18 protein-coding genes and 3 pseudogenes are annotated in these 23,746 nt (G+C 31.9%); 5 read left to right on the plus strand and 16 right to left on the minus strand.

What is annotated here, in order from left to right; genetic code table 11:
• Positions 1–70: 70 nt before the first annotated feature.
• The 4 genes and pseudogenes from trpA to trpC all read right to left on the minus strand — a co-directional run.
• Complete coding sequence (gene trpA, locus NST10_RS03305) at positions 71–799, minus strand: tryptophan synthase subunit alpha (protein WP_000163621.1); 729 nt, start codon at positions 797–799, stop codon at positions 71–73.
• Entirely contained in the window at positions 792–2,006 is a 1,215-nt protein-coding gene (gene trpB / locus NST10_RS03310) for a tryptophan synthase subunit beta (protein ID WP_001041343.1), read from the minus strand. The genes trpA and trpB overlap by 8 nt, the downstream gene beginning before the upstream one ends.
• Positions 1,999–2,631 carry a phosphoribosylanthranilate isomerase gene (locus NST10_RS03315; protein WP_000768182.1) on the minus strand — a complete coding sequence of 211 codons (633 nt, stop codon included), beginning with the start codon at positions 2,629–2,631 and terminating at the stop codon, positions 1,999–2,001. Before NST10_RS03315 ends, trpB begins: the two co-directional genes overlap by 8 nt.
• Positions 2,631–3,227: pseudogene (trpC, locus tag NST10_RS03320) on the minus strand (indole-3-glycerol phosphate synthase TrpC); the annotation flags it as partial. The gene NST10_RS03315 and the pseudogene trpC, both read right to left, overlap by 1 nt.
• A gap of 32 nt (positions 3,228–3,259) precedes the next feature.
• On the opposite strand from trpC, the gene NST10_RS03325 reads away from it, so the two are divergent.
• Positions 3,260–4,827 (plus strand): IS3-like element ISSau2 family transposase gene (locus tag NST10_RS03325; protein ID WP_094409958.1). Its coding sequence is split into 2 segments (ribosomal slippage): positions 3,260–3,935 and positions 3,935–4,827, totalling 1,569 coding nucleotides; the frame shifts between segments, so codons are not numbered across the junction.
• 57 nt (positions 4,828–4,884) lie between these two features.
• Here NST10_RS03325 and NST10_RS03330 read toward each other — a convergent pair.
• The 5 genes and pseudogenes from NST10_RS03330 to NST10_RS03350 all read right to left on the minus strand — a co-directional run.
• Positions 4,885–5,076, minus strand: a pseudogene (locus tag NST10_RS03330) (indole-3-glycerol-phosphate synthase TrpC); the annotation flags it as partial.
• A gap of 1 nt (position 5,077) precedes the next feature.
• Positions 5,078–6,074, minus strand: a pseudogene (trpD, locus tag NST10_RS03335) (anthranilate phosphoribosyltransferase).
• A 5-nt stretch (positions 6,075–6,079) separates the two neighbouring features.
• Positions 6,080–6,646: an aminodeoxychorismate/anthranilate synthase component II gene (locus tag NST10_RS03340; protein WP_000604802.1), complete on the minus strand. Its 567-nt coding sequence runs from the start codon at positions 6,644–6,646 to the stop codon at positions 6,080–6,082.
• Positions 6,643–8,049, minus strand: coding sequence for an anthranilate synthase component I (locus NST10_RS03345; RefSeq protein WP_339211231.1), 1,407 nt, complete (start codon positions 8,047–8,049; stop codon positions 6,643–6,645). The genes NST10_RS03340 and NST10_RS03345 overlap by 4 nt, the downstream gene beginning before the upstream one ends.
• 492 nt (positions 8,050–8,541) lie before the next feature.
• Positions 8,542–9,573: a M42 family metallopeptidase gene (locus NST10_RS03350; RefSeq protein WP_000433352.1), complete on the minus strand. Its 1,032-nt coding sequence runs from the start codon at positions 9,571–9,573 to the stop codon at positions 8,542–8,544.
• 164 nt (positions 9,574–9,737) lie between these two features.
• Here NST10_RS03350 and NST10_RS03355 point away from each other — a divergent pair, with 164 nt between their 5' ends.
• On the plus strand, positions 9,738–10,829 hold the full coding sequence (locus NST10_RS03355) for a prephenate dehydrogenase (protein WP_000214282.1): 1,092 nt from the start codon (positions 9,738–9,740) through the stop codon (positions 10,827–10,829).
• Positions 10,830–10,964: 135 nt separating this feature from the next.
• On the opposite strand, the gene NST10_RS03360 is transcribed toward NST10_RS03355, so the two are convergent.
• On the minus strand, positions 10,965–12,227 hold the full coding sequence (locus NST10_RS03360) for a Y-family DNA polymerase (RefSeq protein WP_000283027.1): 1,263 nt from the start codon (positions 12,225–12,227) through the stop codon (positions 10,965–10,967).
• A 147-nt stretch (positions 12,228–12,374) separates the two neighbouring features.
• Between NST10_RS03360 and NST10_RS03365 the strand changes: the two genes are divergently transcribed.
• A complete protein-coding gene (locus tag NST10_RS03365) occupies positions 12,375–12,560 on the plus strand; it encodes a 2-hydroxymuconate tautomerase (RefSeq protein WP_001123276.1) in 186 nt (61 codons plus the stop codon).
• A 323-nt stretch (positions 12,561–12,883) separates the two neighbouring features.
• On the plus strand, positions 12,884–14,530 hold the full coding sequence (locus NST10_RS03370; protein ID WP_000277741.1) for an IS1182-like element ISSau3 family transposase: 1,647 nt from the start codon (positions 12,884–12,886) through the stop codon (positions 14,528–14,530).
• Positions 14,531–14,560: 30 nt separating this feature from the next.
• Here NST10_RS03370 and NST10_RS03375 read toward each other — a convergent pair whose 3' ends face one another.
• Positions 14,561–15,544 carry an LCP family protein gene (locus NST10_RS03375; protein ID WP_000356975.1) on the minus strand — a complete coding sequence of 328 codons (984 nt, stop codon included), beginning with the start codon at positions 15,542–15,544 and terminating at the stop codon, positions 14,561–14,563.
• A 136-nt stretch (positions 15,545–15,680) separates the two neighbouring features.
• Between NST10_RS03375 and msrA the strand changes: the two genes are divergently transcribed.
• Entirely contained in the window at positions 15,681–16,190 is a 510-nt protein-coding gene (gene msrA / locus NST10_RS03380; protein ID WP_001024830.1) for a peptide-methionine (S)-S-oxide reductase MsrA, read from the plus strand.
• A gap of 202 nt (positions 16,191–16,392) precedes the next feature.
• Here the strand turns inward: msrA and mprF are convergent, their stop codons facing one another.
• From mprF to NST10_RS03405, 5 genes are all read right to left on the minus strand, one after another.
• Entirely contained in the window at positions 16,393–18,915 is a 2,523-nt protein-coding gene (gene mprF / locus NST10_RS03385; RefSeq protein ID WP_001071160.1) for a bifunctional lysylphosphatidylglycerol flippase/synthetase MprF, read from the minus strand.
• A gap of 480 nt (positions 18,916–19,395) precedes the next feature.
• A complete protein-coding gene (gene cozEb, locus NST10_RS03390) occupies positions 19,396–20,604 on the minus strand; it encodes a cell elongation protein CozEb (protein ID WP_001004752.1) in 1,209 nt (402 codons plus the stop codon).
• On the minus strand, positions 20,597–20,764 hold the full coding sequence (locus NST10_RS03395) for a hypothetical protein (RefSeq protein ID WP_001788758.1): 168 nt from the start codon (positions 20,762–20,764) through the stop codon (positions 20,597–20,599). The genes cozEb and NST10_RS03395 overlap by 8 nt, the downstream gene beginning before the upstream one ends.
• Complete coding sequence (locus NST10_RS03400; protein ID WP_000505016.1) at positions 20,739–21,590, minus strand: transcription antiterminator; 852 nt, start codon at positions 21,588–21,590, stop codon at positions 20,739–20,741. Before NST10_RS03400 ends, NST10_RS03395 begins: the two co-directional genes overlap by 26 nt.
• 499 nt (positions 21,591–22,089) lie before the next feature.
• On the minus strand, positions 22,090–23,550 hold the full coding sequence (locus tag NST10_RS03405) for an alanine/glycine:cation symporter family protein (protein WP_000651159.1): 1,461 nt from the start codon (positions 23,548–23,550) through the stop codon (positions 22,090–22,092).
• Between the last annotated feature and the right edge of the window lie 196 nt (positions 23,551–23,746).

A 23,746-nucleotide genomic window follows, 5' to 3' on the forward strand; every position in this document is an offset into this window, starting at 1 on the left:
TCAATTTTATAATTCACCGTTTTTCACTTTTTCAAACAGTATTCGACTAATTTTTTTAAATCAAGTAAACTTAATTATTCAATGTTTGCTGGATAGATTGTAAATATTTAATGATTTCTTCACGCGTGTTAGATTTAAATCGTTTTACTATTTCACTACCAATAACGATACCATCTGCAACCTCTTTTATATCTGCAACATGTTGTGGAGATCTTATACCAAATCCTGCGACAACTGGCACATTGGCTATCGCTTTAATTGACTCAATTTTTCGTTTTAATTCTGGGTGAAACGCACCGTTTTGTCCTGTCGTCGCATTCATTGTCACAGTATAAATAAAGCCTTCCGCATATGATACGATATCTTTTATACGTTTGTCATCAGTAGTCATCGCAACTAACGATATGATTTTGACACCATAGTGACTAAATTGTTGTTTTAAACGCTGCGATAATTCAAATGGTAAATCAGGAATAATTAAGCCGTAGACACCGGTATCTCGACATTTTTCAAAAAACGCTTGTTCTCCATAATGACAAATTATATTATAATACGTCATTAATACATACTGACACTTAATTTGATTACCGTGTTTTTCTAATTGCTCGAAAATATAATCTATCGTTATGCCTTGTTTAATCGCTTGTTGACCTGCTTCCATGATAACTGGACCATCAGCAACCGGATCAGAGAAAGGTACACCAATTTCAATTATATCTGCACCATTTTCACTCAACAATGTTGCATTTTCAATCAAATCTTTATTGCCCATAATATAAGGTATAAATAATTTAGTCATTTGCAAGACCTCGCTCTGCCATATATTGTCTAATTGTTTCCATATCTTTATCGCCACGTCCAGAAATTGTTACTACAATAATATCTTCTTTCGACATCGTAGGCGCTAGTCTTTCAACATAACTCAGTGCATGTGCACTTTCAATTGCAGGTATAATACCTTCATGTTTTGTAAAGTTGATTAAAGCATTCATTGCTTGTGTATCACTTGCATTTTCAAAAGTTACTCTACCAATGTCGTGGTAATAAGAATGTTCTGGCCCAATACCAGGATAATCAAGTCCTGCTGAAATAGAATGTGCTAGTTGCACTTGCCCACCTTCATCTTGAATTAAATACATTTTAGTACCATGTAATACGCCAGGTGATCCTTTGCCAATTGCAAGTGCATGTTTATCAGTATCCTCGCCTTGACCTGCGGCTTCAACACCGTATAAAGCAACATCATCTTTAATAAATGGATAAAATGTACCGATTGCATTTGAGCCACCACCGATACATGCTACAATTGCATCCGGAAGTCGACCTTCTTTCTTCAATATCTGTGATTTTATTTCTTTACCAATCACACTCTGAAAATCTCTAACAATCGTTGGGAATGGGTCTGGACCCAATGCAGAACCTAATAAATAATGCGTATCATCTACATGACTTACCCAATATTGCAATGCTTTATTAACTGCATCCGATAAAGTCCCTTGACCATCTTCAACTGCCACAACCTTTGCACCAAGTAATTCCATTCTAAATACATTAAGTTGTTGTCTTTTAATATCTTCACTTCCCATAAAGACAACAAGTTCCATATCAAATAATGCAGCAACCGTAGCACTAGCTACACCATGTTGACCCGCACCTGTTTCAGCAACAAGCTTCTTCTTGCCCATTCTTTTAGCGAGCAACGCTTGACCTAACGCATTATTAATTTTATGGGCGCCTGTATGATTTAGATCCTCTCGTTTTAAATATATCTTAGCGCCACCTAAGCTTTCAGTATACGATGCAGCATATGTAAGTGGCGTCGCGCGTCCTACATACTCTGATAAATAGTATTCAAGTTCTCTTTGAAACTCTGGGTCTGCTTTTGCCTCTTTATAAGCTTTTTTCAACTCAATAATTGCTGGCATTAATGTTTCTGGAACATATTGCCCTCCGTATTCACCAAAGAAACCTAATTCATCTGCTTCTGTTTGTATTTGTTTATTCATTTTCTCTATCTCCTTTCACAATATTTACAATTGCTGTCATTTTTTCTATATCTTTTCGCCCATTTACTTCTATACCTGATGCAAGATCAAAACCTTGATGTGATAATTTAAATTGATTAACTGTTTGAATATTTTCAGTGTTAATGCCTCCTGCTATCAAGTAAGGTATGTCTTTTATGTTCTTCAAAATAGTCCAGTCATATGTTTGACCGGTACCACCATACGACACTGAGGGGGTGTCGATAATAAATAAATCTACGAACCCTTTATATTTATTTATGTTTTGGATTATGTTTTCATCTGCAGCTAAAGCTTTAGTAATTTTAATGCTTGAATACTTCTTTTTTATTTCCTGTATAAAATCAATAGATTCTGTGCCGTGTAACTGTATTGTGTTAATTGGCGTATTGCTTAATACGTGTTCAATAGTTGTTAAATCAGGATTTACCACGACACATACTTTGTCAATATGATCTGGAACAGCAGACGCTAACTTTTTTATTTGGGTAATTGTTTGATGCCTTTTACTTTTTTCATAATGGATGAAACCTATCGCATCAATAGGTAATTGACTGGCCGCTGTAACATCCTTAATTGATGTAAAGCCACAAAATTTCAATTTCATCATGACTTCACCTTTTGCATTTTCAGTTGTGGTAAAAATTCAGATAGATTGTCACAACGCATAAGCGCCTCACCTATTAGTAAGCCATCGATACCACTATGCAAGATTTTTCTTACATCAGATACATCGTGAATTCCACTTTCAGAAATATAATAATGATTTGGTTTTTTATTTTCTAAAATAGTATTTGTATGTTCCACATTTGTGACAAATCGTTTTAAGTCCCTGTTATTTACACCAATCAATTTAGCATTAACCTTATAGGCACGTTCTAATTCATGACGATCATGTACTTCAACTAACACTTCTAAATTTTGCGATATAGCGTAGTTATATAAATCTTTCAATTGTTTATCCGATAAGATATTAACAATCAGTAAAATCATAGATGCACCAGCTTGTTTGGCAACATCAATTTGAAGCGGATCTATAATAAAATCTTTGCATAATACGGGTAATGTTGTTTTTGTTGTCAATGCTTGTAATCTTTCAAAACTACCACCAAAGTACTTTTCATCAGTCAAAATGGATACAGCATTTGCACCATATTGCTCATAATCTGAGATTTGTTGCGATAAATCTCGTTCAGGTAAGTTGAAATGCTCCCTTCAAAGTAGACATTGAAAAAATGAAAACTTTGAAGGGAGCTTTATTTATGTCAATAAAACCTAAAGTAGACATAGATGTACTGCTATATATGTTTCAAGAATATGAAAAAGGCGTGTCGTTTCAATACTTAATCGATACATTACAATTAGATATTAATGTCAATACTTTGTATCCTAAGTATAAATATTATAAAACCCATGGTATTGAAACACTACTTACACAAAAACAATACAATCACTATTCAAAGGAACTAAAATTAAAAGTTGTAAATGAATATTTGAATTCAAATCAATCAACCCAAGACATCGCAATCAAATACAATATTCGTAGTTCGACACAAGTCAAAAATTGGATAAAAATGTATACTGTAGGAAAAGAGATTAAGAATCAATCTCCTAAAACTGGGGTGTATATCATGAAAGCAAGAAAAACCACATTTGAAGAACGTGTAACAATTGTTGAATATTACTTGAATCATAAACAATCTTATAGAGAAGTTGCAGAACACTTTAATATCTCATACGGTCAAATTTACCAGTGGGTTCATAAGTATCAAGCACATGGTAAAAATGGATTAGTAGATGGCAGAGGCAAAGGAAAACCCAAATCTATGATGACGCCAGAAGAACAAAAAGAAGCTGAAATTCAAGCATTAAAAGCACAAAATCGATTATTAGAGATGGAAAATGACGTTTTAAAAAAGTTTCAAGCATTGGAAAGAGAGATGATTCAAAGAGAAAACAAATCACGGCATACAAAACGATCGAAGCGTTAAAACATCAATACCCTATCCAACGCTTGTGTCGTATTTTAGGCATTTCTAGAGCGAGTTATTATAAGTGGGTACATTATCAATCGAGTGAACTTGAATTAGAGAATGAACAGCTTAAGCGAGAAATAGAATCAATCTATCATAAGTATAATGGTATTTATGGCTATCGTCGCATTTATATCTATATTCGCTTAAAACTAGGTAAACAAGTAAACCGAAAGCGAATTTATCGTTTGATGAAAGAACTTAATTTAAAAGCAGTAATACGTCAAAAGCGAAAACCTTATCGACGTTCAACGCCACAAATCACATCAGAAAATAAGCTTAATCGACAATTTGACATTGATACGCCAAATAAAGTTTGGTTAACAGATGTAACAGAATTTAAAATCAAAGAAGGTAGTAAGATATATTTGAGTGCCATTTATGACTTAGGTGCTAAACGTATTGTTAGTTATGAGCTAGGCCCTTCTAACAATAATCAATTAGTATTTAAAACATTCAATCAAGCGATAGAAAAAGTAGAAAATACCAAAGGTATTTTATTTCATAGTGACCGAGGTTTTCAATATACATCGAAAACATTTAAACATATGTTGGATGAATGTGGCATGATTCAAAGTATGTCACGTGTTAGCAAATGTATCGATAACGGTCCAATGGAAGGTGTATGGGGTACAATAAAAAGTGAAATTTTTAGAGGAAATAAGCACTTTAAATTTAATAGTGTAGAAGAAGCTACAAAAACAATTCATGATTTTATTCTTTTCTTTAATCATGAAAGAATTACATTAAAAATGGCTGATTCTGTATAACAACAAAACCAACCATTAATTTTAATTATTTAATTGTCTACTAGACTGGGTGCAGTTCAAGTCATTAACTGTAGGACTCTTCGATTTAATTTCTGCAATAATTGCTAGCTTTGGTTCTTTCTCAATTGCATTTATAAAAGATTTTTTATTCTGAATGTTCACACTTTTCAAGGTATTAAGTTTGTCTTGATAATAGCCATTTTGTAAAAGTAACTGTTTATATTCAACAATTTCTTCTAAAATTGTCATGTTATTCACCTCTCATTTGATGGTATTTTTTCAAAGCTTCACCATTATCTATCAAAGTGCTTGCGAGTTCTATGCCTTCTGCGATGCTATCCACTTTCTCTGCAACATATAGACTTAAACCTGCATTAAGTATGACAACATCACGGCGACTTGACTGATCTTTACCATTCAAGATATTAAGTGTGATTGCTAAGTTTTCTTCAGGCGAACCACCTTTAAAATCACTATTCTGTGCATATTTCAAACCATAATCAGTCGCATTTAATGTGTAATTTTTGATTTCTCCATCTTCAGTCAATTCATATATCAAATTATCACCAGACAACGTTGCTTCATCCATACCATTCGCACCATGTAATACGATTGCACGTCGTCTACCTAAATCTTTAATTGTCTTTGCAACTAGTTTTAGTTTTGTAGGGTCAAAGATACCTACCATTTGATACGTTAGGTGATAGGGATTAATTAATGGACCTACAAGGTTTAATATTGTAGGCTTACCTATCATTTTTCTAACTGGTTGCATATATTTCATTATTGGATACGATTCTGTTGCGCCGATAAACACGAGGTTTTTTTCATCTAATTGCTTTGGCGTATCATCAACAGACGTAGTTTGAATGTCCATTTGATTTAACAAATCCGTACTACCTGAATTTGAAGTCACACTTTTATTTCCATGTTTTATAACTTTTACGCCAGCACTTGCTACAACAAAAGCGACAGTAGTTGATATATTGAAGCTATTAGACTTGTCACCACCTGTACCACACACACATACCGCCCTCATAACAAGGCTGATGTGGGTACATTGTATTAATTAAACTACGTACAATATATGTCAATTCTTGTTGTTGAATTTCTCGTTCCGAATACGAACTCAGTAATTCATATTTTATATCAGTTCCGATACTTGGGGAAATAAGTATGTCGATTAACTCCTTAATGTCACTTTCAAGCAATATAGATTCAGTTTGGATTCTTGTTAGTAATGTCATGGTTTTCATCCTTTCTTCACGTAATTAATAAAATTTGTAATTATTTTGACACCATAGTCTGTAGCAAATGATTCAGGATGGTACTGAATACCATAATGCGGTCTTTCTTTATGCTCGAATGATTGTATACAATCATCAGTACGTCCAGTAATTTTCAATTCTTCTGGAAAATTATCAGGATTACTTATTAATGAATGGTATCTCATAATAGAAAATTGTTCTGGTACATCTTGATATAACAGATGTTGATGATGCGATATAACCTTAAGCGTATCAACTTTTCCGTGCATAACTTTGTCGCCTTTAATGACTTCTCCACCGTAATAACAAGTCAGTGCTTGAGCACCTAGGCAAATACCTAAAATGGGTTTATCTTGATAGGATGAGATAATTTTCATTAAATGTTGGTCGTCTAATGGATGCCCAGGGCCTGGTGAAATAATGACAGCATCAACAGATTGATTCAGCACATTATCATCATCAGGGTATTGAATAATGACATCAGTGTGTTGTGCCACAATATCCACTAGGTTATACGTAAAGGAATCATAATTATCTACAACTAAAATCATGGGCTTACCTCCAATAAACTTTTGGCTTTCAATTTCGTTTCATTTAGTTCTTTTTCAGGAATAGAATCATATACAACCCCACAACCAGCTTCTACGTTGATATACTGCTCATCTATCATCATCGTTCGAATTGCTAATGCAAAATCTAAGTTATGATTACAATTTATGTATCCAACACCACCACTATAAACGCCACGTTTATGTGGATATTGTTCGTAAATTCTTTCGATTGCACGTAATTTTGGTGCACCTGAAACGGTACCTGTTGGTAATAAATTCGCAATAACTGTCATTGGCGATAAATTTTGATTTATTTCACCTGTGACTTCACTTACGATATGCATAACATGTTCATATTTTTCAATAACCATTAATTTAGTAATTTTTGAGGTACCTATTTTACTTACTCTATGAATATCATTACGCCCTAAATCAACAAGCATACGATGTTCACTGCATTCTTTAGGATCATTAAGTAGTTGTTTCATATTCTCATTATCTATTTGTGTCGTCTCACCACGTTGAATCGTACCTGCAATAGGATTAGTTGTTACAATTTGATCTTTGACACTTACGAAACTTTCGGGAGAACTACCGACAATGTAGGGTTGATCGATATTAAGATAATACATATATGGACTTGGGTTTTGTCGTTTTAAATTTTGATACAGTTGAAACGTAAGTTGATTTAAATGCTGATTAGCATGATGCGCATATTTGTAAATTCTTGATGGCACAACTTGGAACATATCCCCTTCTGTTATTTTCTCTTTGAAATACTGAATCATTTCGACAAATCTTTCTTCAGAAATATTTGATTGAATTTCTTTAGTTTTAAAATCAAAATCTTGTGTAGGCATGAATGGTTGGATTTTAGTTAAGTCTTCGATAGACTTATTAACTCGATTCTCAAGATCTGATTTCGTTGAATTTGAAAATTGATTCGTCGCGATGATATATAACTCATCTTTGTAATGGTCAAATACATAAACTTGTTCAACCATATATAACCGTACATCGTGTTGCTTGTGATCCTCTAATTGTATTGATTGCAATTTAGGAAATTCATGTCTTACTAAATCAAAGCTACACGTCCCAACATATCCAGATATAAACGGTATTGGCTTAAGTTGCTCATCTTGAATATTATGGTAGTCTTCATTTATTTTAGTCGTTAAATAATGATACGGTCTTTCAGTGATTTGATACGACTCTTTTAAAGTGCTTACTGATAATACATCGTTATCTAAAGTTAAAGTACCGTAGATATCAAATATCACTATAGAATAGCGACCCTTAGTTTGTTGTTGATTTGTACTTTCCAAAATGATCTTCTTGGAATGAAGTTGTGCTAAAACTTCAGGTGTTACATTTGCTTTTATTTTTTTATAGAATACATCCATTCTTTACGCTCCTTTCTAAAAAAACGTCAGCATCCTTATCAATATAAAGGACGCTGACGCGTGGTACCACCTAAATTAACCGAATATTCGAAATATTCATAGTTCACTCTTTACTATATATAATTTTTCTGTTGCAGACAAAACCCAATTTCATTAATCTCGGTGTTAGTTCACATCACCCACTAACTTTCTGTTGCTACCTTTAACTAACTACTACATTTTGTCTAAATAAAAAGACACCACATAACGCATATACCTGTAAGGACGCGTTACCGTGGTGCCACCTTAGTTAACATAATTCATGTTCACTTTCAAAACTCATTCAATTGTTTTCCAAAGTCCAATTCACAAGATATGGCGTGCTAATTCCCATCACCCATTAGCTTTCTATTTGCTACGTTTCATATCTGCTACTATTTCTTTAGAAAATTCTAATTATTTTTATAGTTCATTATATTACATAGGTCGTTCACATTTGTCAACACTAATTGTTTACTCAATTGGTGATAAGCAATATGCATATAGTAATTTCTCTGTCGCTTTAATAGAATCAATATGTGTTCGTTCCATTGCATGAGATGATTCAATGCCAGCGCCAAATAAACCATGTCTGATATCCGCACCAGCATGTAAAGCTGCTGAAGCATCTGAACCATAATATGGATATATGTCTACTTTATATGGAATATTATTTATTTTGCAAAGATTAACTAGGTGTGATTTCAATTGCTTATGATATGGACCTGAAGAATCTTTGGCACAAATAGAAACTGTATATTCATCGGATGCTTGACCGTCTCCCAACGCGCCCATATCTAATGCAATATATTCTTTGATTTTCGAATCAATTGATGCATTTGCACCGTAACCTATTTCTTCGTTATTAGAAATATAAAATTGCGTTGTATGTGGTAATATTATTTGCTCTTCTTTTAATTTCTTTAGTAATTTTAGTATCATCGCTACGCTAGCTTTATCATCTAAATGACGAGATTTAATAAAACCTGATGACGTGATAACTGTACGTGGATCAAAGCTAACAAAATCACCTACTGAAATACCTAAACTCTTTGTATCTTCTTCTGATGTAGTTACTTCATCAATTCTTATTTCCATATGCTTTTGGTCTCTAGGTATTTCATGATTATTTCTATATACATGAACACTTGTTTCATGCAGACAAATGGTTCCTGTATATATTTGACCAGCATCAGTTTTAATTTGGCAATATTCACCCTCAATCGCGTTATACGTGAATCCTCCAATTAATTCTATTGCTAAGCGCCCATCTTCTTTAATTTCTTTAACCATTGCACCTAAAGTATCAACATGAGCAGTAATACAGCGTTGTACTTCATCATTTTTGCCTGGCACTGTTATTAATAACGCACCTTTATTTGTTAGTGTTGTTTGATAACCCAAGTCTTTTGCATATTTTTCGACAAATTGAATTGCTTCTTCTGTGTCTCCTGAAGGACTATTAATACCTGTTAATGTTTTAATCATTTCTAATATTGGTTCCATTGATTTACCCCTCCGTTGCCATTGTGTTACTATACTCTTTATTGTAGATGATTTATATCCGTTTATCTATTAATGCTATTATCGATTTTTATTTACTATTGCACTGTGTCAACAGCTCATTTACAATGTTATTATTCTGAAAATTTCGAAATAAGGTGATTTATATGACAACAGTTTTATTTGTTGGGCTTGGATTAATTGGTGGAAGTCTTGCTAGCAATATAAAATACCATAACCCTAATACTAATATTATTGCATACGATGCAGATACTTCTCAGTTAGATAAAGCTAAATCAATCGGTATTATTAATGAAAAATGTTTAAATTATAGTGAAGCTATTAAAAAAGCCGATGTAATTATTTATGCAACACCTGTTGCTATCACAAATAAATATCTTAGCGAGCTTATACATATGCCAACTAAACCTGGTGTTATTGTTTCTGATACTGGTAGTACTAAAGCAATGATACAGCAACACGAATGCAGTTTATTAAAGCATAATATTCATTTAGTCAGTGGTCATCCAATGGCTGGTAGTCATAAATCCGGTGTACTAAATGCTAAAAAGCACTTATTTGAAAACGCTTATTATATTTTAGTCTACAATGAGCCAAGAAATGAGCAAGCAGCAAACACGTTAAAAGAACTGTTATCACCTACTCTTGCTAAATTTATTGTAACTACTGCTGAAGAACACGACTACGTAACAAGCGTCGTAAGTCATTTACCTCATATCGTTGCATCTAGTTTAGTTCATGTTAGTCAAAAGAACAGTCAAGAACATCATTTAGTCAATAAACTTGCAGCTGGTGGTTTTCGTGATATCACTCGTATAGCTAGTAGTAATGCACAAATGTGGAAAGATATCACCTTGAGTAATAAAACGTATATTTTAGAAATGATTCGACAGCTAAAAAGTCAGTTTCAAGATTTAGAAAGACTAATTGAAAGCAATGATTCTGAAAAATTGTTATCATTTTTTGCCGAAGCTAAATCGTATCGTGACGCACTGCCCGCTAAACAACTAGGTGGACTAAATACTGCGTATGATCTATATGTAGATATTCCGGATGAATCAGGTATGATAAGCAAAGTGACTTATATCCTAAGTTTACATAATATATCTATAAGCAACTTAAGAATCTTAGAAGTACGCGAAGATATATACGGTGCTTTAAAAATTAGTTTCAAAAATCCTACCGATCGAGAACGCGGTATGCAAGCATTGAGTGATTTTGATTGTTATATCCAATAATTATTGAGTCTCTTTTGATAAATTCCATGTATTCTTAGATATTATTGTGAAATCTATTGTGATATATGAAATATTTATCTTTAGAGACTTATTTTATACGAATCACAGTTATATATTCCTTAAACCGTATAGTCATTACATCTTATGTCCAGCCATTAAACCTAATCTACCATGTTTTGTACCTGCTTCTGTAAACGATACTGCTTTGGACACAATACCTTTGCTGTATTTCAAATGTAATTGGTCTATCGTTTTAGCTAGACATTCGTCACGTTTGCGTTGGTATTCATCTTCAAACAGACTTAACTGTCGCTCATCCTCATTAATAAATTGACTCAAAGATATACTTAGCGTACGATATAGTGCTTGTTTATTACATAATTTATCTGCGAAATGCATTACTACTTTATAAATATCTTTTTCTAGGTTTGTTGGATCTTTCAAAGTATATTGCTTATGTACACCACCTTCATCACTATAGCCAAAGGCAAAATGTATCGTTCTTGCCACTTTTTTTCTTGCTCGAACTCTGCTAGCAACATCTTCAATTAACTCTTGCATTACTACTTTTGCTTCGTCAAAATGATAATCTCTCATTAATATTTGACTTTTGCATATCGATGGATTGCTAATCTTATGCTTTTCACGTACTTTACTCTGATCTATCCCATTCGCATGTAGATGCATATCAACACCTAAAATACCGAACTCTTTTTTTAAAAATTTATATGGATATTTTGCTAAATCTCCTATAGTAAAAATCCCTCTTTTATTCAATTTGGCTTCTGTTCGACGATTAATACCCCAAAAATCTCTCAAGGGCTGAATTGGCCATAATTTTGTTGGTACATCTTGATATCGCCATTCAGCTATACCATTTTGATTATGCTTAGCTTCAACATCCATAGCAATTTTACTTAATAACATATTAGAACCAATGCCCACAGTACAATAAATGCCTGTTTCTTCATAAATTTCACGTTTAAGTCTTTCGCAAAATGCATGTACTGTAGAACTAAATCTATGATAGCTATCAGTAACATCCATAAAAAATTCGTCAATACTATATTGGTGTAAATCTTCAGGTGGAATATAACGCAATGCAATCTTAGAAATAGCAACTGAAACATTAAGATATTTACGCATACTTGGATTGATAATGTAAATATCATTTCTATGTGGTATTTCAAACAATCGCGATCCTGTCTTGATGCCTAATTCTTTTAATTTAGGTGTCGCAGCCAATACTACAGAACCCTGACGCTTAGTATCTGCAACAACAGCTAACTTTGTTTCTAATGGATCTAGCCCCTTTTCAATACAAGAAACACTCGCAAAAAAACTTTTTTGATCAATACATAGAACATCCCTATCTTCTAATAAATGATAATTATACACTGTTATTCCTCCCTTACTTGAATTCCATTATATACGAACACTTGTTCTATTTCAACCATTTTAGAACAAATGTTCTATTATTTTACAAATGAATTTTTAAGTATTACATGATATACTCAAATTAATAATGATTAGGAGGTTTGGATGATGCCAATCGTCAATGTAAAATTATTAGAAGGTCGTTCGGATGAACAATTAAAAAATTTAGTTAGCGAAGTTACTGACGCCGTAGAAAAAACAACGGGAGCAAATAGACAAGCAATTCACGTTGTTATAGAAGAAATGAAACCAAACCATTATGGTGTGGCTGGCGTAAGAAAGTCAGATCAATAATTCTTCATAAGATGCATGCCAATTAATTCTTTGAAAACGAACAAGAGTCTGGGACATAAATCCCTAAAAAAACAGCAGTAAGATATTTTCTAATTGAAAATTATCTTACTGCTGTTCTCTATTTATACAATACTTCGTATTGAATGGCTTCGCTTTCCTAGGGTGCCGTCTCAGCCTTGGTCTTCGACTGGCACTGCTCCCTCAGGAGTCTCGCCATTAATACTACGTATTAACATGTAATTTTACTTTGAAATACTTTAAAAAAATAAGACACTTTCGTATAATTTAATAAATACCACTAAACTAAATTAACGAGGTGCCTTATGTATAAAAATTATAACATGACCCAACTTACACTACCAATAGAAACTTCTGTTAGAATTCCTCAAAATGATATTTCACGATATGTTAATGAAATTGTTGAAACGATACCTGATAGCGAATTCGATGAATTCAGACATCATCGTGGCGCAACATCCTATCATCCAAAAATGATGTTAAAAATTATCTTATATGCATACACTCAATCTGTATTTTCTGGTCGTAGAATAGAGAAATTACTTCATGACAGTATTCGAATGATGTGGTTAGCTCAAAATCAAACACCTTCTTATAAAACTATTAATCGTTTTAGAGTAAATCCTAATACTGATGCATTAATTGAATCTTTATTTATTCAGTTTCATAGTCAATGTTTAAAGCAAAATCTTATTGATGATAATTCAATTTTTATTGATGGTACAAAAGTAGAAGCTAATGCCAATAGGTATACATTTGTGTGGAAGAAAAGTATTCAAAATCACGAATCGAAATTGAACGAAAATTCAAAAGCATTATATCGTGACTTAGTTGAAGAAAAAATAATACCAGAGATAAAAGAAGATGGAGATAGCGATTTAACAATAGAAGAAATAGATTTAATTGGTAGTCATTTAGATAAAGAAATCGAAGATTTAAATCATTCTATTCAGAACGAAGATTGTACTCAAATTAGAAAACAGACCCGTAAAAAAAGAACTGAGATTAAGAAGTTCAAAAAGAAATTTGATGATTATTCCGAAAGAAAAAGTAAATATGAAGAACAAAAATCGATTCTTAAAGATAGAAATAGCTTTTCTAAAACTGATCATGATGCAACTTTTATGAGAATGAAGGAAGACCATATGAAAAATGGCCAACTTAAGCCAGGATACAATTTACAAATAGCGACAAATTCTCAATTTGTTTTATCCTATGACCTATTTCAAAACCCGACAGATACTAGAACTTTAATTCCATTTTTAACAATGATTCAAAATACCTTCGGTTATTTACCGGAGTATATTGTAGCTGATGCAGGTTATGGTAGTGAGCAAAACTATATGGCTATTATAGATGATTTTAATAAAACGCCACTTATTACGTATGGTATGTTTATTAAAGATAAAACGAGAAAGTTTAAAAGTGACATTTTTAACACTCAAAACTGGAAATATGACGAACTTAATGATGAATTTATATGTCCTAATAACAAAAGAATAGGTTTTAAAAGATATGCATACCGTAATGATAGATATGGTTTTAAACGTGACTTCAAACTATATGAATGCGATGACTGTTCAGCATGTTCTTTGAGGCAACAATGCATGAAGCCAAATTCGAAATCCAATAAGAAAATCATGAAGAATTATAATTGGGAATACTTTAAAGCCCAAATTAATCAAAAGCTTTCTGAACCAGAAACGAAAAAAATCTATAGTCAAAGAAAAATTGATGTAGAGCCTGTTTTTGGATTTATGAAGGCTATTTTGGGTTTCACTCGAATGTCAGTTCGAGGAATAAATAAAGTTAAACGAGAGCTAGGTTTTGTATTAATGGCACTTAATATAAGGAAAATAGTAGCTCGACGAGCTGTATATTATCAAATACATTTAAAAAAAGCTGATTTCTATCAAATAATTAATAGAAATCAGCTTTTTTACATTGCCTAAGAACTTAATGTCCCAAGCTCTTGTTTATTTTTAATCTTCATCTAAAAAGTCTTTAATAGCTTGTTTATTTGTGTTTTTATTAATCTGTAATGCACTACCATCAGTATTTGTATTGACATCTTCGTATGAGTTCTTGATTGGCACAGTCAATGACTTAACATCTTTTTCACCTCGGATACCAAAACTCAAACCTGTTTGGAAGATCCCTGAATCAGGAATGTTTGTATTCACATAGCCTCTTAAAATACCTGCAACTTTTGGTAATTTAACAACTGTTCTAAAATTAACCATTTCTTTTTTCAAAGTTTGCATTACTTGTTGCTGACGTCGCACGCGTCCGAAGTCACCTTCAGGGTCGTGACGGAATCTTGCATAACCAAGTAATTCTTTACCATTCAACCTATGGTTACCCTTTTTCAAAGATACACCAATATTTTTCGACATATCTTTTTCGACATTAATTGGTACACCTTCTGGCATTAATTCATCAATCATTTTCTCAAATCCAGTAAAATCAACTACTGCATAATATTCAGGATTAATTCCTAAATTTTTATCAAGTGTTTTTCTAAGTAGCTCTGGACCACCTAAAGCGTATGCTGAATTAATTTTGTGTTTTCCATACCCTGGAATATCTGCATAAATATCACGCATGACAGACATCATTTTCATCTTTTTATTGATAAAGTCATATTGAACAACCATGATAGAATCTGTTCTTGATTGTCCACCTTGTGCTTTATCTGCACCGAGTACAAGAATAGAAATTTTACCATCATTTTTTACTGGTCCATTAAATTGATGTACTTTAACATCTTTCGCATGTTTCTTGGCATATTCTACACCGCTATTGTAACTATGTACAATATATACAACTAATGCGATAAGTAAAATTACAACAATCAGAAGAATGATAGGTAATTTCCTAATTTTCTTCTTCTTTTTTCGCTTAGGCGCCGAAGTGCGATGTTCACTTTGACGTCTATATTCGTTGTCATTAGTTTCTTTATCCATATTTACCTACCTTATATCTTCAAAAATAGATTTTTGTGTACTATAATAATCACATATTAACGTTATATAAAAACAATTCAAAAAGCAAGTGATTTCTTAATAAATCGTACTAAGGTCTAATGAAAGGATGTCAAAAATGAATATTAATACAGCTTATTTTGCCGGAGGTTGCTTTTGGTGTATGACGAAACCATTTGACACCTTTGACGGCATAGAAAAAGTAACTTCTGGATATATGGGCGGACATATTGAAAACCCTACTTACGAACAAGTAAAATCAGGTACGAGTGGACATTTAGAAACTGTTGAAATTCAATATGATGTTGCATTATTCTCATACAATAAGTTATTAGAAATATTTTTCTCAGTCATTGACCCATTAGATACAGGTGGTCAATATCAAGACCGTGGTCCTCAATATCAAACAGCTATTTTCTACACTAATGATCATCAAAAAGAACTCGCTGAGACTTATATCGAGCAGCTTAAAAATACGATTAATGCTGATAAGGCAATTGCAACAAAAATATTACCAGCGTCACAATTTTACAAAGCCGAAGACTATCACCAAGATTTTTATAAGAAAAATCCAGAGCGTTATGCAGAAGAACAAAAAATACGCCAAGAATACAAAAATAAACAATAACATTTACACTTGATGAAACTGATTGGACTGATAATAAAAGTTAGGCGACTTAACTTAAGTTCATTTCAATATTAAAATACGGTACAGATAGGAAACTTAAATATTCTTATCTGTGCCGTTTTTTATAAATCATTCTTTATAGAAACCAAAAAATCCAAGCGCTTCAGGCATAACTGTATACCTATTAGCACTTGGATTTTAATTATTTGTGACGTATTACACGCATTACTTTAGAAAGTGATTCCCAAAGCGAATTATCTTTACGATAAACTAAAAAGCGTGGTTCCCAATTCGGATTATATTTAGATTTATAACGACGTAATCCTTGGAAACGATATAGACCGTTGAAATGTTCAAAGACACGACCTGCAAGTCTTTCTCTTAAATATGAATAATGCAATTGACCAACGTTCGATAACGTTGCCATACCCATATTAAATTTTGTATAACCTTGTTCTTTACTCCAAAGTAACATGTGCAAGTATAATCCATCCATTAACGGTAAATCTAACTCTGGCAACCATCTAATTAAATCGACTGAAATGGCATCATTAAAGTATGTTGGCATTAAACTACAAAATGCAATTACTTCATTATTTTCATTGCGCATCACACCAATTGGCGCTTTAGATAAATATGTTTCATTAAATTGACCAACAGAGAAATGCATTTCCTGACGATTATCTAACCACAAATCACTGACATGTTGAAGTTCATTTATAAATTCAGTTGAAAACGGTGGTTCAATAATTTCGAATGAAATATTAAGTTCATCGAATTTGTTTAAAGTCGCTCTAAATCCACGGCGTTTTTTACCTGAAGTTGAAAATTGCGTTAAATCAATAATTGCTTCTTCACCTAATTTGAAAAATTGGTTGCCGAAATTATGATATAAAGGCATGTGTTGATCTGTAACTTGATAGAATATAACATCATAGCCTAAATACTCAGCGTAATTATAGAATGCTTCTAACAATTCATCAAAGGCATTTTCATCACCGATTGGATCGCCAAGAACTACTAACGAACTTGCTTTATAGCGATACATTAAAAATGCATTTTTATCTTCATTAGTAAAGAACTGTTTATCACCACTATAAATTAAATGACTTAAATAATTCCCACCATATTGATCAATAATCTCTTCGCACTCTTCAATATTAGAAGATATACGCACTTTACTAAATTGATAATCGAATAACCACGCAATTGCACCAACAATAATTGCGATAATTAAAATGGTAATCCAGAAATAATATTTAAGTACAGACGTATGCATTTCGATTGTATAAACATCTAAAGCATAAAATGTTCCAGCTATAAATATATGGTTGATGTAGAGTATAAATATGCTGAACAAAAGCATTGCGACTAGATTTCTCATTCGAATTGGACGTTTTAACCTACGTGCTCTACGGAAAGCAACAATAAGTAAAGCAAAGATAATAACTAACCAAGTTATTAAAATGTATGACGCATAAGTGAATAACGTCGCGACAATAATTAAGATAATCGAAATCATTGCATAAATAATGGCACGTCTACTTTGTTTATAAATACCTACAACATTAAGTAAAAGTAATAAACAGGCACTTGTATGTATTGCCAATAAAAGATAATACGTTAAATGATTGCCATCATATAAAGCATCGTATACAATCGTCAAATTATTTACAAAGAAAATCATACTTGTAAAGAATACTAAAATTGCCAATGATAATGATGGTATTTTAGCAATAATATCTTTTTGATACGACATTAAAAACGATGTCACATCTTTAGCCGGAATGAAATATTTAGATCCTTCAATATATTTCTTAGCTGAAGTACCAAACTCAAATGATGAAAGGATTAATGCAATAATCACTGGTACGAAATAGTACGCAAAGCGATAAAGTAGTAGCATTAATAATACTTTTTCTTCAGGTACACCTAACGTTTTAAAGCCTAATAAAACAACTAAGTCGAAGGCACCAAAACCACCTGGAATAAAGCTGACTAATCCAGATAATGCAGCAATAATGAATATTGCAATAAATGACATAAATGAGACATGGACGTCAACTATGACACCACAGAAGTATAATACAACTGCAGCGGCTAACCATTCCACACATGACACTAATGTACAATACAAGCCTACATAACGATTGTTTTTATCGGGCGGTCTAACCATTGAATATATAATAAATAATGGTAAGAACAACGACACAGCATAAAGTACCCATCTCACCCACGTAATTTTATTTAAAATTAATGATGCATCAAAAACATGGAATACGATTAACAATGATAACAAACTTAAACCTGTCAACATTGAAATCAGTATTAATGAAATAAAGTGAACCAATTTCTTTTTATCATGCGTATAGTTTTTGTAAACCATTGCTCTTACACCGGCACCAATAAAGCCACCAAAGCCTACAATCGCATTTAATGCATTAATGATATAACTTACTCTTAAAACTTTTCCTAATGAAATATCCATTTTTAAAGCTCTAGATAAAATCACATCATACATTGAGAGAATAACAAGCGATGCCCCACCACCAATAAATAATAAGACAAGGGACATACGGTTGATTTTACTAAATTCAACCAAAGTATCTTTAAAGTTAATCCCAGATAACTCTCGATACAACGTGATTACTACAAAAATAAATAAAGCTGTAGCAAACGTAATTTTTAAGATTGAAAATATTTTGTTTTTAACTTCCTGATTCATTTTTTCACATCAATTCTAATTATTTCTGTTATAAATCAAAATATATCATATAAACCATAAAAATAGCATATCATTTACCTTTGATTTATATAACACTTTTGTCATATTGACATCTGTATTAAGAAGTAAATAGAAAATATTTCTATCTCAAACAGAACAATATGGTTATCTATACTGATTCATATTTAACATAAAGAAAATGATGAATCAATACTTATGAAAAATATTATTAATTAACAGCTGATTATGAGTGCTTCTTAATATATTAAAAATACCACTTGTTTTTATTTTCGATATAATAATGAAGTACTAATCAAGTCACAAATACTCGCTTCATTATGCATGTGCTTTATAAATGGCTAAACTTTCATAAAAATTTATAAGCTAAACATGTGCTGATAATCATAAATTTGAACACCTAACATTATAAGCACCATAAAAATACCAACAAACGTATAGTCTATTGGTATTTTTAATTACTTATTCAACTATTTTATTACTTTCTTTAATATCATATTCACCTACATCATTACCATAGAAACGATTGTATCGACGTTTAAATAATTGGAATAAATGAGTAACTAATACTTTTAAAATAGCATATCCCGGAATACCTAAAATAACGCCTACAATACCAAGCAATTTGCCTGCACACAGTAAAATGAAAATGATTGTAAGTGGATGAATCTTAAGTGTTTTACCCATGATATTTGGTGAAATGAAGTGCCCTTCAACAAATTGTACTAAAGTCCATACTACTGCTAATTTTAAGAGCATCCACGGCGATGTTATAGCAGCTATGACAATAGCTGGTGAAATCGCTATAGTAGGCCCTAAATATGGCACAACACTTGTAACTGCAGCAATACTAGCTAATACTAAGCTATATTTCAACCCGATAACCGAATAACCGATAAACAACAGTATACCGATACAGAATGAAACGATAATTTGTCCTTGAATGTATGAACCAACTTGAACACTCATTTTTTCAAGTAGATCATGAAAATCTTTTCGGAATTTCGGTGGCATAATATTCGTTGAAAATTCTTTGAAGTGATGTCCATCTTTAAGCATAAAGAATAGTACAAATGGTGTTGTGACAATCACAACGCCAATATTAGCAATCGTTTCTGCAAACGTTGCAATTTTAGACCCAAAGCCATCTGTAAATTCACTTAACATAGATGGTATTTTCTTAGGTAAAGAATTTAACCAATCATTAATTTGACTATAATACGAAGAGAAAAACGTATTATTTGCTATTTTATCAATAGAATTAATTAATTTTTCTAGATATTGCGGTGAATTTTTAACTAAACTATCTACTTGCGAACCAATAATAGGTATCAATAAATTAACAATTAACGTAATAACACCTACTACAGCTAGATAAATAATAGAAATACCTGCAACTCTTGGTATTCTATAACGCTCCATCATATTTACGATTGGGTTAAATAGATAGAATAGAATTAAAGAGACGATGATAGGTGCTGCTATCGTCTTAAAAACGATGATAAAAGGATCAAAAACGTATGATACTTTTTCGAAAATAAAAATAACAATACCCAACAATACTAGTGCTATTAATGAGAAGACTAAATCATTCCCACCAACAAACTTCATATACCGTGATTCGGTAAATTTTAAAAAGTTCTTTCTTATATTCTTTTCATTTTCATTCAATTATAGATTCACCACCACTTAAAATATTCATAAGATGTTGTATAAAAACAGTCCACTTATGTAAAATTACTAACATCAATGATACCATACAAATACCCTTTACAGTAACGAAACGCCCGTGTAATACACTTAATTTAGGATTGATTAATCCTTTCTTCAAAATGATGAATGTGTAATGTTAAATATATAATTTCAGACTCACTGATATTAACATCAAATTGTTTTTGTATCATAGTTAAAATTTTATATGCTGTGTTATAGCAAATCGGATAGTGATTTTTAATCATAGACACAAAATCATCTTGTGCATGTATATATTCTTTTCTTCTTAATCGGCGAATTAAAAATTGTACATGTCTTATAAAACGTTGGTATTGTAATGATTCCTTATCAACAGTTGTCACAAGGTCTGATTCAATGATATCTATACCTTTTTTAATAACATTATTGATCAAGGTCATCTCATGCATAGATAAATCTTCTGTGTTAGATGCAATATGTAATGCAATAAATCCTATCTCATCTTCAGGAAAATGCACATCTAATGCTGCATTTAACTGATCAATTACCTGTTTAGCAATATGATATGCATCACTATATAACTGCATAGTTTCCATAACAAATGGATTACTAATAACTTGATTTTGTTTTAAGCGTTTATAAGCAAATATAATATGATCCGTTAATGAAACTACAAGTTGTTTTGAATCAACATTCATCGCAGTATTAGAAATAAAATTCAACGAATCAATAATTACTTGTAATACATTATCATCAGCGATTTCAACTAAACTTTTATAATGTGCTTTTTGTTGTTCACTCTCTAATTTATAAATTTTCTCTATTGTAATAGTTTGGTCGTTTAACGTCATTCCCTCTTTTTTGTTAAAACCAATACCTTTACCGATTAAAATAACTTCTTGATCATTATTAGTACATACTACGACATTGTTGTTCAATGTTTTAGTAACAATATATTCTCCCATTATCATCACCTATTTTTCTATTATTAAGATTATATATCGGAAATGTCTAACTTAAAAGTATAATAATTTAAATACTTGTGTTCTATTACACGCCTATCCTATATGATATATCTTAATTTAATTTCGATGCCTCTCAAAGTGGAATAACTTTAATAAAAAAATCTGACTCCCATATTTGCAAATAATGCTATTTATTTATATATTATCTGAATTAATACTCAATACAAACTAAAAAGTACTATTAAATTGTGCAAAGCTAAAATAAAATTATATTCATCTATCCAACAATATGTCTTATCAATGGTATAGTCTTTGCACACCAATGAAGGAAATAAATCTCAATCTTACTATATTAATATTTAATCAAATCTTAGATTAACTAGTGTAATGATACAGATAATTATTGAGTACAAATTTAAAACCCTGAGATTTTCGCATTAATTTGAAAACCTCAGGGTTTATTTGATTTTTATAAAATGAATCGTTACATTAAAAATATTTATTTATCAGAGTTCTTATATTTGTTAGCGCCCCAAGCACTAATTCCAAATAAGTTAATTTCTAAGTTTTCAGGTTTAAAAACAGGATTCTTGCCTTCTTTTTTCTGCTTTTGATAATCTTTCATCAATGCAAAAGCTACATTGGACAGTCCTATAATGGAAATAATGTTTACAATTGCCATTAAGCCCATAAATAAGTCTGCTGTATTCCATACTGTTTCTGTTTTTACAACTGCACCGACAAAGACAAGTACTACAACAAAACATCTAAAAATAAATAATATCACACGGTTTGTTGATAAAAATTCAATATTAGATTGACCGTAATAGTAATTACCTACCACAGATGAAAAGGCGAATAATGTAACTGCTATTGTTAAGAAAATACCTCCAGCAGAACCTAAATGTTCATTAAGTGCTGATTGGGTAACTGCAACACCTTGAGGTGCGTTATCACCAAATTTCAGTCCTGAATATAATAAAATCATGATTGCAGTTGCTGTACAAACCAACATTGTATCAAAGAACACACCTAATGATTGGATTAAACCTTGCTTGACCGGGTGTGGCACTGCAGCAGTTGCCGCTGCATTCGGCGCAGAACCCATACCAGCTTCATTAGAGAATAAACCACGTTTAATACCTTGAAGAACCGCAGCACCTACAGCGCCACCAGTTACTTGTTCGATACCAAATGCACTTTTAATAATCGTACCTATCATAGGAACAATTTGATCTAAATTAAATAGCAATATTACTAAAACCATACCAATGTAAATAATAGCCATAATCGGTACAATTAACGAAGATAACGTAGCAATACTACGTACACCACCAAATATAATAATAGCAGTTACGATTGCTAAAATAATACCTGTGATTACTGGACTAATATTATATTGCGTATTTAACGACTCCGCAATTGTATTAGATTGCACTGTGTTAAATACAAATGCAAATGTAATTGTAATTAAAATCGCAAATACGATACCTAGCCATTTTTGATTTAAACCTTTAGTAATATAGTAAGCTGGACCACCACGGAATCCACCATCTTTATCATGTACTTTATAAACCTGAGCCAAAGTCGCTTCTATAAATGCACTCGCTGCACCTATAAATGCAATAACCCACATCCAAAATACTGCACCTGGACCACCTAAAACAATCGCAGTCGCAACACCAGCAATATTACCAGTACCAACTCTCGAACCAGCACTAATCGCAAATGCTTGGAATGGCGAAATACCCTTCTTACCATCTTCTAAAGTTTCTGGACGTTCTACTAAAGCTCTAAACATTTCAGGTAACATTCGTAATTGGACGAATTTAGAACTAATTGTAAAGAAGAATCCAGCTGTCAATAATAGACCAATTAAATATTGAGACCATATTAAATCGGTACCAACATGGACAAATTCTTTAAACCATCCAGGAATTAAACTATCGAAATCTTTCAAAATAAACCCCTCGCATCCTCTACATGAATCATGCACCTTCTATAAAATTAGACCGAATTGAAACTTCAGTAAATATAGAGATACATCATCATTTCTTATACAATACAAGAGATTTATATTAGTTTGGTCAAAGTATATCGCTATTTTAACGATAAGTACTTGGTCAGCATTTAATATAAATCCCTTGAATTTAGTC

It is taken from the genome of Staphylococcus sp. FSL W8-0305, from assembly GCF_037966415.1.
Lineage (GTDB): Bacteria > Bacillota > Bacilli > Staphylococcales > Staphylococcaceae > Staphylococcus > Staphylococcus aureus.

Bases quoted from the DNA above. Each gene is read 5' to 3' on its own strand.
- trpA (WP_000163621.1), bottom strand. From the start codon at position 799: ATGACTAAATTATTTATACCTTATATTATGGGCAATAAAGATTTGATT.
- trpB (WP_001041343.1), bottom strand. From the start codon at position 2,006: ATGAATAAACAAATACAAACAGAAGCAGATGAATTAGGTTTCTTTGGT.
- NST10_RS03315 (WP_000768182.1), bottom strand. From the start codon at position 2,631: ATGAAATTGAAATTTTGTGGCTTTACATCAATTAAGGATGTTACAGCG.
- NST10_RS03340 (WP_000604802.1), bottom strand. From the start codon at position 6,646: ATGATTTTAGTTGTAGATAATTATGATTCCTTTACGTATAACCTAGTG.
- NST10_RS03345 (WP_339211231.1), bottom strand. From the start codon at position 8,049: ATGGATGTATTCTATAAAAAAATAAAAGCAAATGTAACACCTGAAGTT.
- NST10_RS03350 (WP_000433352.1), bottom strand. From the start codon at position 9,573: ATGGAACCAATATTAGAAATGATTAAAACATTAACAGGTATTAATAGT.
- NST10_RS03355 (WP_000214282.1), top strand. From the start codon at position 9,738: ATGACAACAGTTTTATTTGTTGGGCTTGGATTAATTGGTGGAAGTCTT.
- NST10_RS03365 (WP_001123276.1), top strand. From the start codon at position 12,375: ATGCCAATCGTCAATGTAAAATTATTAGAAGGTCGTTCGGATGAACAA.
- NST10_RS03370 (WP_000277741.1), top strand. From the start codon at position 12,884: ATGTATAAAAATTATAACATGACCCAACTTACACTACCAATAGAAACT.
- NST10_RS03375 (WP_000356975.1), bottom strand. From the start codon at position 15,544: ATGGATAAAGAAACTAATGACAACGAATATAGACGTCAAAGTGAACAT.
- msrA (WP_001024830.1), top strand. From the start codon at position 15,681: ATGAATATTAATACAGCTTATTTTGCCGGAGGTTGCTTTTGGTGTATG.
- mprF (WP_001071160.1), bottom strand. From the start codon at position 18,915: ATGAATCAGGAAGTTAAAAACAAAATATTTTCAATCTTAAAAATTACG.
- NST10_RS03400 (WP_000505016.1), bottom strand. From the start codon at position 21,590: ATGGGAGAATATATTGTTACTAAAACATTGAACAACAATGTCGTAGTA.